General features: G+C 59.8%; 15 protein-coding genes. 8 read left to right on the forward strand and 7 right to left on the reverse strand.

Going from position 1 to position 16,006, the window contains the following annotated elements:
* The first annotated feature begins 245 nt into the window (after nt 1-245).
* From M0808_RS05325 to M0808_RS05335, 3 genes are all read left to right on the forward strand, one after another.
* Nucleotides 246-1,367, forward strand: a complete 1,122-nt coding sequence (locus tag M0808_RS05325) for a beta-ketoacyl-ACP synthase III (protein WP_247840198.1) — start codon at nt 246-248, stop codon at nt 1,365-1,367.
* Between the two features lie 106 nt (nt 1,368-1,473).
* Nucleotides 1,474-2,088, forward strand: coding sequence for an RNA polymerase sigma factor (locus tag M0808_RS05330; RefSeq protein WP_003222662.1), 615 nt, complete (start codon nt 1,474-1,476; stop codon nt 2,086-2,088).
* Nucleotides 2,082-2,315 (forward strand): zf-HC2 domain-containing protein, encoded by a 234-nt coding sequence (locus M0808_RS05335; protein WP_098967716.1) that lies wholly within the window; start codon nt 2,082-2,084, stop codon nt 2,313-2,315. Before M0808_RS05330 ends, M0808_RS05335 begins: the two co-directional genes overlap by 7 nt.
* 183 nt (nt 2,316-2,498) lie before the next feature.
* Here M0808_RS05335 and M0808_RS05340 read toward each other — a convergent pair whose 3' ends face one another.
* The gene (locus M0808_RS05340) at nt 2,499-3,830 is read right to left on the reverse strand and encodes a putative porin (RefSeq protein ID WP_103484437.1); all 1,332 of its coding nucleotides are present in this window, start codon (nt 3,828-3,830) and stop codon (nt 2,499-2,501) included.
* A gap of 278 nt (nt 3,831-4,108) precedes the next feature.
* On the opposite strand from M0808_RS05340, the gene M0808_RS05345 reads away from it, so the two are divergent.
* On the forward strand, nt 4,109-5,233 hold the full coding sequence (locus M0808_RS05345) for a GNAT family N-acetyltransferase (RefSeq protein ID WP_247840200.1): 1,125 nt from the start codon (nt 4,109-4,111) through the stop codon (nt 5,231-5,233).
* A 157-nt stretch (nt 5,234-5,390) separates the two neighbouring features.
* On the opposite strand, the gene aqpZ is transcribed toward M0808_RS05345, so the two are convergent.
* The 5 genes from aqpZ to M0808_RS05370 all read right to left on the reverse strand — a co-directional run bounded on the left by aqpZ (nt 5,391) and on the right by M0808_RS05370 (nt 10,607).
* The gene (aqpZ, locus tag M0808_RS05350) at nt 5,391-6,086 is read right to left on the reverse strand and encodes an aquaporin Z (protein ID WP_098967720.1); all 696 of its coding nucleotides are present in this window, start codon (nt 6,084-6,086) and stop codon (nt 5,391-5,393) included.
* A 291-nt stretch (nt 6,087-6,377) separates the two neighbouring features.
* On the reverse strand, nt 6,378-8,210 hold the full coding sequence (locus tag M0808_RS05355; protein WP_247840202.1) for an ABC transporter ATP-binding protein: 1,833 nt from the start codon (nt 8,208-8,210) through the stop codon (nt 6,378-6,380).
* A gap of 88 nt (nt 8,211-8,298) precedes the next feature.
* Nucleotides 8,299-8,862 carry a peptidylprolyl isomerase gene (locus M0808_RS05360; protein WP_095138580.1) on the reverse strand — a complete coding sequence of 188 codons (564 nt, stop codon included), beginning with the start codon at nt 8,860-8,862 and terminating at the stop codon, nt 8,299-8,301.
* 3 nt (nt 8,863-8,865) lie between these two features.
* A complete protein-coding gene (locus tag M0808_RS05365) occupies nt 8,866-9,669 on the reverse strand; it encodes an alpha/beta hydrolase (RefSeq protein WP_139055241.1) in 804 nt (267 codons plus the stop codon).
* Nucleotides 9,670-9,683: 14 nt separating this feature from the next.
* Nucleotides 9,684-10,607: a LysR family transcriptional regulator gene (locus M0808_RS05370; RefSeq protein WP_027614550.1), complete on the reverse strand. Its 924-nt coding sequence runs from the start codon at nt 10,605-10,607 to the stop codon at nt 9,684-9,686.
* Between the two features lie 49 nt (nt 10,608-10,656).
* On the opposite strand from M0808_RS05370, the gene M0808_RS05375 reads away from it, so the two are divergent.
* The 3 genes from M0808_RS05375 (at nt 10,657) to M0808_RS05385 (ending at nt 13,012) form a co-directional block, all read left to right on the forward strand.
* Nucleotides 10,657-10,971: a 3-phosphoglycerate kinase gene (locus M0808_RS05375; RefSeq protein WP_247840204.1), complete on the forward strand. Its 315-nt coding sequence runs from the start codon at nt 10,657-10,659 to the stop codon at nt 10,969-10,971.
* Nucleotides 10,972-11,202: 231 nt separating this feature from the next.
* Nucleotides 11,203-11,802 (forward strand): FMN-dependent NADH-azoreductase, encoded by a 600-nt coding sequence (locus M0808_RS05380; protein WP_247840206.1) that lies wholly within the window; start codon nt 11,203-11,205, stop codon nt 11,800-11,802.
* A 343-nt stretch (nt 11,803-12,145) separates the two neighbouring features.
* Complete coding sequence (locus M0808_RS05385; RefSeq protein ID WP_225137887.1) at nt 12,146-13,012, forward strand: carboxylate/amino acid/amine transporter; 867 nt, start codon at nt 12,146-12,148, stop codon at nt 13,010-13,012.
* Between the two features lie 110 nt (nt 13,013-13,122).
* Here M0808_RS05385 and M0808_RS05390 read toward each other — a convergent pair whose 3' ends face one another.
* Nucleotides 13,123-14,421 (reverse strand): mechanosensitive ion channel family protein, encoded by a 1,299-nt coding sequence (locus M0808_RS05390; RefSeq protein ID WP_098967728.1) that lies wholly within the window; start codon nt 14,419-14,421, stop codon nt 13,123-13,125.
* A gap of 191 nt (nt 14,422-14,612) precedes the next feature.
* On the opposite strand from M0808_RS05390, the gene M0808_RS05395 reads away from it, so the two are divergent.
* On the forward strand, nt 14,613-15,953 hold the full coding sequence (locus tag M0808_RS05395; protein WP_041070247.1) for a DEAD/DEAH box helicase: 1,341 nt from the start codon (nt 14,613-14,615) through the stop codon (nt 15,951-15,953).
* Nucleotides 15,954-16,006: the final 53 nt, after the last annotated feature.

Below are 16,006 nucleotides of genomic sequence, written 5' to 3' on the forward strand. Positions count from 1 at the left end.
ACCGCAATCGCGAGCAGGCTCACTCCTACAGGGAAATGGGGTGGTGCTTGAGAAAGGCGCCAAAACCTTGGGTTTATGGCAAACTTCGCGACCATAAATGCCGGTTTCGTGACCCAGAGCCTTCGGCTGGGTCACGTGGCGGAATAAAGCGATGCCAGGTCAGCGTCCCCGGACGGGAACAGACCCTTTGTGTGTTGGTACGTCGGTGCCAGCGCTTTCTGCCTGAACAGATTAGAGAAACGACCATGCATAACGTCGTCATCAGCGGCACCGGCCTGTACACCCCGGCCAACAGCATCTCCAACGAAGAGCTGGTGCAGTCTTTCAATACCTACGTCGCGCAGTTCAACGCCGACAACGCCGACGCCATCGCCAGCGGTGAAGTCCAGGCGCTGACCGAATCCAGTGCCGCATTCATCGAAAAAGCCTCGGGCATCAAGAGCCGCTTTGTCATGGACAAGGACGGCATCCTTGATCCTGCGCGCATGGCCCCGCGTCTGCCGGAGCGTTCCAACGACGAATGGTCGGTGCTGTGCCAGATGGCCATCGGCGCCGCTGAACAGGCGCTGCAACGTGCCGGCAAGACCGCCGCCGACATCGACGGCGTGATCGTTGCCTGCTCCAATCTGCAACGCGCCTACCCTGCGATCGCCATCGAAGTCCAGGAAGCACTGGGCATTCAGGGTTTCGGTTTCGACATGAACGTCGCCTGCTCCTCGGCGACCTTCGGCATTCAGGCCGCCGCCAACAGCGTGCAACTGGGCCAGGCCCGGGCGATCCTGATGGTCAACCCGGAAGTCTGCACCGGGCACCTGAACTTCCGCGACCGCGACAGCCACTTCATCTTCGGTGATGCGGCGACGGCGGTGATCATCGAACGCGCTGACCTGGCGACGTCCAAGTACCAGTTCGACGTGGTCAGCACCAAACTGCTGACCAAGTTCTCCAACAACATCCGTAACAACTTCGGCTTCCTCAACCGCGCCGCGGAAGAGGGCATCGGTACCCGCGACAAGCTATTCGTGCAGGAAGGCCGCAAGGTGTTCAAGGACGTCTGCCCGATGGTCGCCGAGCTGATCGGTGAGCACCTGGAAGAGAACAAGCTCAACGTCGGCGACGTCAAGCGCTTCTGGCTGCACCAGGCCAACCTGAGCATGAACCACCTGATCGTGCGCAAGCTGCTGGGCCGTGAAGCCACCGAAGAAGAGGCGCCGGTGATTCTCGACACCTACGCCAACACCAGCTCTGCCGGCTCGGTGATTGCCTTCCACAAATATCAGGACGATCTGGCCGCCGGTTCGCTGGCCGTGCTGAGCTCGTTCGGCGCCGGTTACTCGATCGGCAGCGTGATTCTGCGCAAGCGCTGAGTGCGCCTGAAAAGATCGCAGCCTGCGGCAGCTCCTACACTGATCTCTGTAGGAGCTGCCGCAGGCTGCGATCTTTTGCTTTCGACCATCTGAAAACGAGGCGTGCATGGCCGCAACGGACGACACTCAACTGCTCGAACGCCTGCTCGCCGGTGAGCAAAAGGCGTTCAAGGAACTGGTCAGCACCTACCAGAGCGCGATGCGCGCCGTGGCTTACGCGATTGTCGGCCAGCGCCATGTCGAAGAAGTGGTGCAGGACGCCTGGCTCTCGGTGGTGCGCCATATCGGCAGCTTCGAGGGTCGTTCCAGTCTCAAAACCTGGCTGCTGACCATCACCGCCAACTCGGCCAAGAGCCGCTACAAACAAAACCGCCGCGAAGTATTGATGGATGATCTGCCGTCACCCCACGGCACCATCGATGACGACCGTTTTTCGCCCGGTGACGGCCATTGGCTGGTGGCGCCATTCGCCTGGCATCAGGACACCCCGGAAGCCTTGCTCACCGAAAGCGAACTGCGTGATTGCCTGGAGCACACCTTGCTCAGCCTGTCGGAACTGCAAAGCAGCGTGTTGCTGCTGCGCGAACGTCAGGGTCTGGAGCTGGAAGAGATCTGTAATCTTCTGGAGATCTCGCTCTCCAATGTCCGTGTGCTGCTGCATCGGGCGCGGCTGAAAGTCTTCGCCACGGTGGAGCATTTTGAGGAGACCGGCGAATGCTGACCTGCAAGGAACAAGTAGCGCGCTCCAGCGATTATCTCGATGGCCAATTGAGCTTTCGCGAGAAACTGCTGGTGCGCCATCACCTGATGTTCTGCCCCAACTGTCGGCGGTTCATTCGTCAGATGCGTTTGATGCAGGCCACGTTGAAGGCGATGCCGGAGAAGCCGCAAGAGGGTGTGGATGCGCTGGCCGAACGCCTGGCCGAGCAACGCCGTAAGGAAAAATAGAATTCCACCTGTAGGAGCTGCCGAAGGCTGCGATCTTTTGATCCTCAAAAACAAGATCAAAAGATCGCAACCTCCGGCAGCTCCTACTGGTTTTTTTGCTTCCTGCAGAAATAGCCCGACGCGGACGAAACGAACGGATGATGGGGATCGTCCCGCCCACGTCAGGCTATAGGGTGACGCGTTTTAGAACTTGGCTTCGGCATCCAATTGCAGCGTATTGATGTCGGAGTCGGTCTTCTTCAGGCTGGCGTTGGTGTAGTCCGAGTTGGCCATGAAGTAGGTGGCACCCAGGGTGAAGTTCTTGTCCAGCTCGTAGCTGACTTTCAGCTTGCTGCCGCGCGAACCGGTGTAGCCGTTGGCGAAGTCGGAGTCGGTGAAGGCACCGACCACCGCGTTACGCTGTACGTCGCGGTAGTTGTAGTCGATCCCGAAGCCATAAACCTTGGTTTTCACGCCGGCTAGCCAGCCAGTGTCCTGGTCGTTGCTGGCGTCTTTGTTGTTGACGTACTGACCGTAGATCGACAGCGGTACTGGCAGGTTGGCGATGTCCAGTTGACCAAAACCTTCATACAGTTTGAAGGTTTCGTTCGGGCTGTTGCCGTTGACGGCCAAGGCACATGGCGCAGTGACGGTGCCGGTGGTCGGGCAGGCGCTGTCCTTGTCATTGTCGTAGGAATAGAGGCTGCCACCTAGGGTCAGTTTCAGGCTGTCGGTCAGTGCGAAGCGACCGCCCAACTGGCCAGCGTACAGACGCAGGTCGTGCTTGAACTGCACGCCTTCGCCGTCGACGTTGTCCTTGAGGGTGTAGTGGCCGGCGCTACCGAACAGCTCGGTGCTGCCGTTCAACGGATACTTGTAGGTGACGGCCAGACCCTCCGGGTTGATGTCGCTGTCCCAGATGATGTCGCCCATGCTCACCCACGGCTGGTTCATTTTACCGGCGATCAGGTGCAGGTTCTTGATTGCGTCAGGGTGGTAGTCGACGTAACCCTGGTCGAGCCAGATCTGCTTCTTGTCGAAGTAGTTGTTCAGGTCCTGGTTGGTGGAGCGGGCGTCGTCGCTGCTGCCGGTGGCAATACGGATACCGGTGTCCACCTGCGGGTTGATTTCGGTGTAGGCACCCAGACGGGCACGAATGCGCTGACGGTCCTGGTCCTTGCTGTTCGGCACGCCATCGTTCTTGACGGTCTCCTGACGGAAACGCACGTCACCCTTGAACTGGGTCTTGGCGGCCCAGGCGAGTTTCTGGTCGAAGGAGCTCAGCTCATTGGTTTTCTTCGCGGTCGCCGCGATCTGCTCGTTGGTCTCTTGCTGCGCCTGCTGCGCGATTTGCTGAGCCTTCTGATCCTTGGCCAGTTCAGTTTGCAGTTCGATGTACTGCGCCTGGGAAATGGAACCGTTGGCCTTGAGCATGTCGAGCAGTTTGGCGTCGACTGCAGCACTGGCCGGAACGCTCATGGCCAGCAACAGGCCACCGCACAAGGCCGCCGCAGTTTTCGTGGAAGCAAGACGCATAGCAATCTCCGAAGATGAAAGGGATGGCAGAACCATCCGGGGCACACCGACGCGCACGTCGGAAAACAGTGTCCGGGTAGAACCCGGCGCTCTAAAAACAGGAGCGAGTATCGCGATGGTTTATGACAGAGCAGTGGCTAAGTGATGTCATGTCGATGACGATACAAAGTTGTCCTGAACTATTGATCTAGAGCGCTGTCGTCCGATTGCTCGTGTGCAAAGGGCAGCGATAAGCGATACTCGCGGGGCTTTGAAGCCCGGAAGTGGAGAGTCAGTTGATGCCGTTGCAACGCCTGCAAAGCCTGTCAGAATTCGCCCCGGCGACCTGGGATGCACTGGTGCCCGAGAACCAGCCGTTTTTGCGGCACGCCTTTCTCTCGGCCCTTGAAGACAGCGGCAGCGTTGGCCCGCATACGGGGTGGCAAGCCGAGCACCTGCTGCACGTCGAAGACGATCGGCTGATCGCGGCGCTGCCCAGTTATCGCAAGTGGCATTCCTACGGCGAGTACGTGTTCGATCACGGCTGGGCCGATGCCTGCGCCCGGGCCGGCATCGATTACTACCCCAAACTGCTGACGGCGGTGCCGTTCAGCCCGGTCAGCGGGCCACGCTTGCTGGCCGCCCGGGTCGAGGACGGTTTCGAACTGCTCAAGAGCCTGCCGGGTTATCTGGAAATCGAAGAGCTTTCCAGCGCGCACATCAATTTCACCGACCCGTTCACCGATGCCGCCATGGCCGAGCAGCCGGGCTGGCTGCAACGTATCGGCTGTCAGTATCACTGGCAGAATCGCGGTTACCGGGACTTCCAGGATTTTCTCGACGCGCTCAGTTCGCGCAAGCGCAAGCAAATGCGTAAAGAGCGCGAGCAAGTGGCGGGGCAGGGCTTCGAGTTCGAATGGCTGGAAGGGCGTGAGCTGGACGAGGCGCAATGGGATTTTGTCTACGCCTGCTATGCCAACACCTACGCCGTGCGCCGCCAGGCGCCGTACCTGACGCGCGAGTTTTTCAGTCTGCTGGCTGCGCGGATGCCGGAGGCGATTCGGGTGGTGCTGGCCAAACAGGGTTCACGTCCGGTGGCGATGGCCTTCAGTCTGGTCGGGGGCGACAGCTTCTATGGACGCTATTGGGGCTGTCTGGCCGAGTTTGACCGGCTGCATTTCGAGACGTGTTTCTATCAGGGCATGGACTATGCGATTGCCCAGGGGTATCAGCGCTTTGATGCCGGCGCTCAGGGCGAGCACAAGCTGATTCGCGGCTTTGAACCGGTGATCACCCACTCGTGGCACTACCTGCGTCATCCCGGTCTGAAAGCCGCAGTCAAAGACTTCCTGCAACAGGAACGTGCTGGCGTCCTTGCGTACGCCGAGGAAGCCAGAACAGCCTTGCCATACCGCCAGGCCTGAGCTTGCCTTTAAACGGGGCCGACATCGATTCTCGGGCGTGGTTGATTTGTTACTGTGGGAGGGGGCTTGCTCCCGAATGCGGTGTGTCAGTAGGGTAAATATGACTGACACGACGCCTTCGGGAGCAAGCCCCCTCCCACAGGGATTTCCAGTAGTTTCAGATATCCTCTTTACCTAACCAACGATAAATCGCCCCGCCTGCCACAGCGCCAATCAGCGGCGCGACCCAGAACATCCACAACTGCGCGATCGCCCAGCCGCCGACCATCAGCGCCGGCCCGGTGCTACGAGCCGGGTTGACCGAGGTGTTGGTGACCGGAATCGAGATCAGGTGAATCAGCGTCAGACCCAGGCCGATGGCAATCGGTGCGAGGCCCGCCGGGGCGCGTTTGTCGGTGGCGCCGAGGATGATGATCACGAACATCCCGGTCATCACCAGCTCGGTGACAAAGCCTGCCGCCATCGAGTATTTGCCGGGCGAGTGCTCGCCGTACCCATTGGACGCCAGACCTGCTGCGATGTCGAAACCTTCCTTGCCGCTGGCGATGTAATAGAGCAGCGCGGCGGCGAGTATCCCGCCGAGCACCTGGGCGATGATGTAGGCGGGTAGCTCTTTTGCTGGAAACCGTCCGCCGACCACCAACCCGACCGATACCGCCGGATTGAGATGACATCCGCTGATGTGGCCAATGGCGAACGCCATGGTCAGCACCGTCAGACCAAACGCCAGGGCTACCCCCAGCACCCCGATGCCCAGAGGCGAAGACGCGGCGAGCACCGCACTGCCACAACCACCCAGAACCAGCCAGAACGTACCCAACAACTCAGTAACTGAACGTTTGAACAGAGACATGAGAAAGTCCTTGATAGCCCATGCTATCGAGACTGTATTGCGTTGTGCTTCCCTGCAAATTTACGACAGGTTCCGTGCTGGAACCTTGGCTGAGTACAGCACGCTTTGGATGGATTTCCAGCAGCCATGAAAAAACCGCCAGAGCCCGTGGTTAGAGGGCTGTGGCGGTTCCCAATATATTGTGGGAGGGGGCTTGCTCCCGAATGCGGTGTGTCAGACAAATGTTCGGTACTGACACCCCGCTTTCGGGAGCAAGCCCCCTCCCACATTGGAGTTGTATTGATTCAATGATCAATCGATCCCGACAAATCCCCCGGTCTGGTGCGCCCACAACCGCGCATACAATCCGCGATGCGCCAGCAGTTCGGCGTGGGTACCGCTCTCGGCGATCTTGCCGTTTTCCAGCACTACCAGCCGATCCATACGGGCAATGGTCGAGAGACGGTGAGCAATGGCGATCACGGTTTTGCCTTGCATCAGGGTTTCCAGGCTTTCCTGGATCGCCGCTTCGACTTCCGAGTCGAGTGCCGAGGTTGCTTCGTCCATGATCAGGATCGGCGCGTCCTTGAGCAGCACCCGGGCAATCGCAATGCGCTGGCGCTGACCGCCGGACAGTTTCACCCCGCGTTCGCCGACGTGCGCGTCGAAACCGGTACGGCCCTCAGCGTCCGACAGCAGCGGAATGAACTCGTCGGCGCGAGCCTTGTGCGCCGCGTCCCAGAGCTCGGCGTCGGTGGCGTCAGGCTTGCCATACAGCAAGTTGTCGCGGATCGAGCGGTGCAGCAGGGAGGTGTCCTGCGTGATCATGCCGATGCGTGCGCGCAGGCTTTCCTGGCCGACTTCAGCGATGTTCTGCCCATCGATCAGGATCCGTCCGCCCTCTACGTCATACAGGCGCAGCAGCAGGTTGACCAAGGTCGATTTGCCGGCGCCGGATGGCCCGATCAGACCGATTTTCTCGCCGGGTTTAATGGTCAGGTTGAGGTCGCCGATGATGCCTTTCTTCTTCCCGTAGTGAAAATCCACGTGCTCGAAACGCACTTCGCCACGAGCCACGGCCAGCGGTTTGGCCTGCTCACGATCGGTGACGCTGACCGGTTGCGAGATGGTCTGCAGACCATCCTGCACCATGCCGATGTTTTCGAAAATGCCGGTGACCACCCACATGATCCAGCCGGACATGTTGACGATGCGGATCACCAGACCGGTGGCCAGGGCAATCGCGCCGACGGTGATCAGCGACTGCGTCCACAGCCACAGCGCCAGCGCGGTGGTGCCGACGATCAGCAGGCCGTTCATGGTGGTGATTGCCACGTCCATGCTGGTCACCACGCGGCCGGCCATCTGCGCCTTGACCGTCTGTTCTTCGATGGCTTCCCTGGCGTAGTGCTGTTCGAAATTGGTGTGGGCGAACAGCTTGAGGGTGGCGATGTTGGTGTAGCCGTCAACGATCCGTCCCATCAGTTTCGAGCGCGCGTCGGAAGCTTCCACCGAACGCTCTTTCACCCGTGGCACGAAGTAATACAGCGCACCGATGTAGGCGACGATCCACGTCAGCAGCGGAATCATCAGGCGCCAGTCGGCTTCGGCGAACAGCACCAGCGAACTGATCGCGTAGATCACCACATGCCACAGCGCATCCACAGCTTGCACCGCCGAATCGCGCAGCGAGTTGCCGGTCTGCATGATGCGTTGGGCGATACGCCCGGCGAAGTCGTTCTGGAAGAAATTCAGGCTCTGCTTGAGCACGTAACTGTGGTTCTGCCAGCGGATCATGCTGGTCATCCCCGGGCTCAGGGTCTGGTGCACCAGCAGGTCGTGCAGGCCGAAAAAGATCGGCCGCAGCACCAGGGCGACCACCACCATCCACGTCAGTTCGAGGGCGTGGTCGCTGAAGAAATTCGGGTTGGGCGTGCCCTGGGCCAGGTCGATGATGCGGCTCAGGTAGCTGAACAGCGCCACTTCGATCAACGCGGCAAACAGGCCGACGACGAGCAGGGCGGCGAAACTCGGCCAGACCTGCTTGAGGTAATAGGTATAGAAGGGCCAGACACGATCCGGCGGGGAGGCCGTGGGGGCGTCGCGGAATATGTCGATCAGTTGTTCGAAACGGCGATAGAGCATCAGATAACCGCCCGGATGCCGGGCTCTCCTTTTATCGGTGTGAGCGGCGTGGCTTCAGGCCAGCGCCGCTCGAAATGCCCTGTACAGCTTAGTCGATGACTTTGGCCGACTTGATGATCACAGGGTCGACAGGCACGTTTTGCATGCCCTGTTTGGTGGTGGTCTGCGAGTTGACGATGATGTCGACCACGTCCATGCCTTTGACCACTTTGGCGAATACCGCGTAACCGGCGTCACGGCCCGGATCGAGGAAGGCGTTGTCGGCGACGTTGATGAAGAACTGGCTGGTGGCCGAATCCGGGTTGGAGGTACGGGCCATCGACAAGGTGCCGCGAACGTTGTGCAGGCCATTGCTGGCTTCGTTCTTGATCGGCGCCTTGGTTTCTTTCTGCTGCATCTGTGGCGTGAAACCGCCGCCCTGAGCCATGAAGCCCGGGATCACGCGGTGGAAAATGGTGTTGGTGTAAAAACCGCTGTTGACGTAATCCAGAAAGTTTTTGGTACTGATCGGCGCTTTGACCGGATCCAGTTCGATTTCGATCTGGCCGTTGGTGGTGTCCAGCAGCACGTGCGGTGCTTTGGCCGGAGTGGCAGCCATCAGGTTGGCAGCAAACAGCACGGTGCCGGCGGCGAGGGCGAGTTTTTTCAGCATGGGTCAGTGATCCTGAGATTGAGTATCGGCTGCGGCGAGAAAATCCAGCAGCGTTTGATTGAAGCGTTCGGGTTGATCGAGCGGGGTGGCGTGGCGCGAATCGGCGATGACCACCAGCCGCGCATCGGGCAGCAGTTTTACATAGGTTTCTTTCAGTGCTACCGGTGTGTAGTCTCGGTCGGCAGTCACGATGAGGGTTGGACAGGTCACCCGGGAAAGTCGTTCCTGAACGCCCCAGCCAACAATCGCATCGAAGCTGGCGAGATAAGCACGTTTGTCGTTTTTTGCCCAGCGTTCGGCCATTTTCTGCCGCAGATCAGCTTGTTCAGGCTTGGGAAAAAGTTTGCCGCCCAGCGCCTTGCCGATGGTCGCCAGACTCAGCACGCGCATCAGGCTCCAGCGCTTGAACCACTGCCAGTAATCGTCGCGGCTGCGCAGTTTGACCTCGGGGGCGCTGTTGACGATGGTCAGGCTTTTCAGCATTTGCGGCTGATCGACGCCGAACTGAAAGCCGATCATCCCGCCCATCGACAGCCCGACGTAATGCACCGGGCCGAGTTTCAGGTGTTCGATCAACGCCAGCAGATCGGCGCTGAACCCGGCGATGCTGTAGCGCTCGCGTGGTTTGTCCGAGCGACCGTGACCGCGTATATCCGGAACGATCACCCGGTAGTGCGCCGACAGCGCCGGGATCTGCATTTCCCAGTCCAGGGTGCTCGAACCCAGTCCGTGAACCAGTAGCAACGGGGTGCCGTGGCCATATTCCTCGTAGTGCAGGTTGCAACCTTCATGTTCGAAATAGGCCATCGGTGAACTCCGTGTCAGGCTTGCTCGGGGGCGGCGAACGGTGCGTCAAGCGGCAAAGTGTCGAAGGTGCGCAACAGTTCGATGAGGATTTGTGTGGCCGGGCCCAGCGGTTTGTCCTTGTTCGAATACAGATAGAAGCTCGGGTTGCGGCTGCCACCCTGATCCAACGGTAGCAGCTTGAGCGTGCCTTCCTTCAATTCCCGTTCGATCATGTGCCGTGGCAGCCAGGCAAAGCCCAGGCCGCTGCTGACGAACGTGGCAGCCGTGGCGAGGCTGCCGACGGTCCAGCGCTGTTCGGCGCCGAGCCAGCCGACGTCGCGTGGTTGCTGGCGGCCGGAGTCGCGAATCACCACCTGCATCTGGGTTTCCAGGTCCTGGAAGCTCAGTTCGCGGTTGAGCCGATGCAGCGCGTGATCAGGGTGGGCGACCGCGACAAATTCGACGTCGCTCAATTCCGCTCCGAGGTAGCCGGGGATGCTCAGGCCGGTGATTGCCAGATCGGCCACGCCTTCGAGCAAGACCTCCTCGACCCCCGACAACACCTCCTCGCGCAGACGCACGCGGCAGCCGCGGCTCTGCGGCATGAACGCGGTCAGCGCGCGCACGATGCGTGCGCTTGGGTAAGCCGCATCGACCACCAGCCGCACTTCGGCTTCCCAACCTTGCTCCATGTGGTGGGCGAGGTCTTCCAGTTGGCTGGCCTGTTTCACCAGTTGTCGCGAGCGGCGCAGCAGTACGCCGCCGGCTTCGGTGAGCACCGCTTTACGTCCGTCGATGCGCAGCAAAGGCACGCCGAGCTGGTCCTGCATGCGGGCGACGGTATAACTCACCGACGATTGCGAACGGTGCAGAACCTCGGCGGCCTGGGCGAAACCACCGTGGTCGACCACGGCCTGCAATGTTCGCCATTGATCAAGGGTCACGCGGGGCGCTTTCATCAATAGCTCCTCTTGTCCTAAGCTGGCCGTCCCTCATGGAGACTGGCGAATGAAAAAATTCTGTTGTGTGGTGCTCGCGTTGCTGCCGCTGACTGCGTTTGCTTACCCGATCGATGTGCAGAAGAACCTCAATGGCTTGAAGATCGACTACGAGACCTTCGACACCGACAAAGACATCGGCTCCATCCGGGTCGCCAACTACGGAGATGTCGACGCGACCTGCAGAGTCGTTTTCAACAATGGTCCGGAAGCACCGCGTACGCGAAACATCGAAATCCCGGCCCGCAAGCATACGAATGCCACGGCCAAGTTCTCCCGCGAGATCATCAGGCTGCGCATCGACCTGAGCTGCAACTCGAAATAACACCGTCAATCCCTTGTGGGAGCGAGCTTGCTCGCGAATTGGCCGTTTCAGTCGGCATCATTGTTGAATGACACACCGCTTTCGCGAGCAAGCTCGCTACCACAGGGGGTAAGTGCATCTAAACGAATTATTCGATGCTTTGCAGCAATTATTTGCGCTTTTTCATCGATACGACCCTGTTTAACCTTCACTCCATCGACCTACAACATTCTCGGATGGAGACTACACACCATGTCCCGCGTTCTGATCATCGAAAGCAGCGCCCGCCAGCAAGATTCGGTTTCCCGTCAACTGACCCAGACCTTCATTGGTCAGTGGAAAGCGGCGCATCCCAACGATCAGATCACCGTGCGTGACCTCGCCGTGAACCCCGTTCCGCACCTGGACGCCAACCTGCTGGGCGGCTGGATGAAGCCTGCCGAGCAGCGCAACGCCAGCGAACAATCGTCGCTGGAGCGCTCCAACGAATTGACCGACGAGCTGCTCGATGCCGACGTACTGGTGATGGCGGCGCCGATGTACAACTTCGCGATCCCGAGCACCCTCAAGGCCTGGCTCGACCACGTGCTGCGTGCCGGCGTGACCTTCAAGTACACCGAAACCGGCCCGCAAGGCCTGCTCAGCGGCAAACGTGCCTACGTGCTGACCGCTCGCGGCGGGATCTACGCCGGCGGCCCCGCCGACCATCAGGAACCGTACCTGCGTCAGGTCATGGGTTTCATCGGCATCCACGACGTGACCTTCATTCACGCCGAAGGCATGAACCTGGGCGGCGACTTCCAGGAGAAGGGCCTGAATCAGGCCAACGCCAAACTGTCCCAGGTCGCTTGATATGTTAATCGCCAGATAATCGCCGCTTGTTTAAGTGACCTGGCGCAACCCCTTCAAGGCTCTACGCGCATCGAACCTCCCTTTGCACTTGTTGCTCCTGAGTGCTGTAGCCCGATTGAACGCTTTAGCGAGATCGGGCTTTTTTTTGCCTGGGATTATCTGAGCAACGTGTAACCCCTGTGGGAGCGAGCTTGCTCGCGAAGGCGGTGTGTCAGTCAACTATTCGTCGACTGACACGATGCCTTCGCGAGCAAGCTCGCTCCCACAGGGTTCAGTGTTGCCTGAGGTTCGCGGTCTGGCGCAAAAACCGCTATCGTCGCCGCCATTCGAAACAGAGGCGACCATGGGCTATCTACTTTTTGTCACGCTGATCCAGGCGTTTTCCTTCAGTTTGATCGGCGAATACCTCGCCGGGCATGTCGACAGCTACTTTGCAGTGCTGGTGCGCGTGGTGCTGGCCGGGCTGGTGTTCATTCCGTTGACCCGCTGGCGCTCGGTGGAACCGGCGTTCATGCGCGGCATGCTGCTGATCGGCGCGTTGCAGTTCGGCATCACCTACGTTTGCCTGTACCTGAGCTTCCGTGTGCTGACGGTGCCGGAGGTGTTGCTGTTCACCATCCTCACGCCGCTGCACGTGACGCTGATCGAAGATGCGCTGAACCGCCGCTTCAATCCGTGGGCGCTGGTGGCCGCGTTGGTAGCGGTGGGCGGTGCGGCGGTGATTCGTTTTGACCGGATCAACCCGGATTTCTTCATGGGCTTTTTGCTGCTGCAACTGGCCAACTTCACCTACGCCGCAGGGCAGGTGATGTACAAGCATCTGGTGGCAAAACACCCGAGTGATCTGCCGCATTACCGGCGTTTCGGCTTCTTCTATCTCGGCGCGTTGGCGGTGGTATTGCCGGCATTCCTGCTGTTTGGTAAAGCCAACTTTCTGCCGGAAGCACCGCTGCAATGGGGCGTGTTGCTGTTCCTCGGACTGGTCTCGACGGCGCTGGGGATGTACTGGTGGAACAAGGGCGCGTGCATGGTCAACGGCGGCACGCTGGCGGTGATGAACAACCTGCATGTGCCAGTGGGCTTGCTGCTGAATCTGCTGATCTGGAATCAGCATGAGGAACTGGGACGGTTGTTGCTGGGCGGGAGTGTGATTCTGGCGGCGGTGTGGATCAGCCGGTTGGGCATCCGCAAAACTCAAGCCACCGCATAACCCCTGTGGGAGCGGGCTTGCTCGCGAAAGCGGTGTGTCATTCAACGATTATGTTGACTGACCTGACGCCTTCGCGAGCAAGCCCGCTCCCACAGTTTTGATCTGTGGGGTTACAGGAGGTGTTTTTGTGGTTCTGGTATGTGCGCTGAGCCGAGTACAGCCGGCAACAACCCCGAACGCAAATCCCCGCCACTCGGCTGCTGATACAGGCTCAAACCAAACTCCGGCAGCACCGCCAGCAGATAGTCGAAAATATCGCCCTGAATCCGCTCGTAGTCGGCCCACACCGTGGTGGTCGTGAAGCAGTAGATTTCCAGCGGAATGCCCTGCGCCGTAGTCTGCATCTGCCGCACCATGCAGGTCATGTTCGGCTGCACCTCCGGGTGACTCTTCAAATACGCCAGCGCATAAGCGCGGAAGGTGCCGATGTTGGTCATGCGCCGGCGGTTGGCCGACATCGCCGCGACGTTTCCTTGCGCCTCGTTCCACGCCTTGAGTTCGGCTTTCTTGCGGCCCATGTAGCCGGTCAGCAGGTGCACTTGGCTCAACTTCTCTTCTTCATCGTCACGAATGAAGCGCACGCCGCTGGCGTCGATGAACAGGCTGCGCTTGATCCGTCGCCCGCCGGACTGTTGCATGCCGCGCCAGTTGCGGAACGACTCGGACATCAGGCGCCAGGTCGGGATCGAGACGATGGTCTTGTCGAAGTTCTGCACCTTGACCGTGTGCAGGGTGATGTCGACCACGTCGCCATCGGCACCGACTTGCGGCATTTCGATCCAGTCGCCGACCCGCAGCATGTCGTTGCTGGTCAGTTGCACGCTGGCGACGAACGACAGCAGGGTGTCCTTGTAGACCAACAGAATCACCGCCGACATCGCACCCAGACCGGAGAGCAGCAACAGCGGCGAACGGTCGATGAGGGTGGCGACGATGATGATCGCTCCAAACACGTACAAGACCATTTTCGCCAGTTGCACATAGCCCTTGATCGAGCGGGTGCGGGCGTGTTCGGTGCGGGCGTAGATGTCCAGCAGCGCATTGAGCAGGGCGCTGACCGACAGCAGCAGGAACAGGATGGTGAAGGACAGCGCCACGTTGCCGAGGAAGGTCATCGCGGTTTTGCTCAGTTCCGGCACCAGGTGCAGGCCGAACTGGATCACCAGCGACGGCGTCATCTGCGCCAGGCGCTGAAACACCTTGTTGTGGCGAAAGTCGTTGATCCAGTGCAAGGCCGGCTGGCGCCCGAGCATGCGGCTGGCATGCAGGATCAGATAGCGTGCCACTCGTCCGAGGACCAGCGCGATCACCAGTAGCAGCATCAGCGCCAGACCGGATTGCAGGAACGGGTGCTTTTCGAGGGCACCCCAGAGGTCTTGGGCGTTGAGCCAGAGCTGTTTGAAATCCATGTGAGCAACGATTCTTCTGTAAGACGCGATGGGCGATTAGAGCATTTAAGACGCTGTGTATTACCGTTGGAGACAAATCGAGCAACAAAAAAGCCACTGATTACGCCCGTTTGTATAAAGAAACTCGGCCTGAGCGCTCGAAACCGGTAACCTATGCAGCTGTTTTTTTGCATATCTTCGAGGTAGCACCCGTGTTTTCCCAATTCGCCCTGCACGAACGCCTGCTCAAAGCCGTGGCCGAGCTGAAATTTGTCGAGCCAACGCCTGTGCAAGCAGCGGCCATTCCGCTGGCGCTCCAGGGGCGTGACCTGCGGGTGACGGCGCAAACCGGTAGCGGCAAGACCGCCGCTTTTGTCCTGCCGATCCTCAATCGCCTGATCGGCCCGGCGAAGATCCGCGTCAGCATCAAGACTCTGATCCTGCTGCCGACCCGCGAACTGGCCCAACAGACCCTGAAAGAAGTTGAACGCTTCTCGCAGTTCACCTTCATCAAGTCCGGCCTGATCACCGGCGGTGAAGACTTCAAGGTGCAGGCCGCGATGCTGCGCAAGGTGCCGGACATCCTGATCGGTACGCCGGGCCGGATGATCGAGCAACTCAACGCCGGCAACCTCGACCTCAAAGAAGTTGAAGTGCTGGTGCTCGACGAAGCCGACCGCATGCTCGACATGGGTTTCGCCGAAGACGTGCAACGTCTGGTCGACGAATGCCCGAACCGTCAGCAGACCATGCTGTTCTCCGCCACCACCGGCGGTTCCGGCCTGCGCGAGATGATCGCCAAGGTGCTGAACAACCCTGAGCACCTGCAGCTCAACGCGGTCAGCCAACTGAACTCGACCACCCGTCAGCAGATCATCACTGCCGACCACAACCAGCACAAAGAACAGATCGTCAACTGGCTGCTGGCCAACGAGACCTACCAGAAGGCCATCGTCTTCACCAACACCCGTGCCATGGCCGACCGCATCTACGGCCGCCTCGTGGCTCAGGAATACAAGGCGTTCGTGCTGCACGGCGAGAAAGACCAGAAGGATCGCAAACTGGCGATCGATCGTCTGAAGCAGGGCGGCGTGAAGATTCTGGTAGCGACCGACGTCGCGGCCCGTGGTCTGGACGTTGATGGCCTGGATCTGGTGATCAACTTCGACATGCCACGCAGCGGCGACGAATACGTGCACCGCATCGGTCGTACCGGCCGCGCCGGCAACGACGGTCTGGCGATCTCGCTGATCTGCCACGGCGACTGGAACCTGATGTCGAGCATCGAGCGCTACCTCAAGCAGAGCTTCGAGCGCCGCACCATCAAGGAAGTCAAAGGCACCTACGGCGGGCCGAAGAAGGTCAAGGCCTCGGGCAAAGCCGTCGGCGTGAAGAAGAAAAAGACTGACGCCAAGGGCGACAAGAAGAAAACAGCCGCCAAGACCCCGACCAAGCGCAAGAGCGCCAACCGTCCGAAGCCGGATTCTCTGGTGAGCAGCGACGGCATGGCCCCGCTCAAGCGCCGCAAGCCGGCCGAGCCTGCGGCTGAATAAATCGCCACAAATGGCCAATAAAAAACCCGGACAGTGTCCGGGTTTTTTTTGCG

The organism is Pseudomonas sp. MWU12-3103b (genome assembly GCF_023100615.1).
Lineage (GTDB): Bacteria > Pseudomonadota > Gammaproteobacteria > Pseudomonadales > Pseudomonadaceae > Aquipseudomonas > Aquipseudomonas putida_A.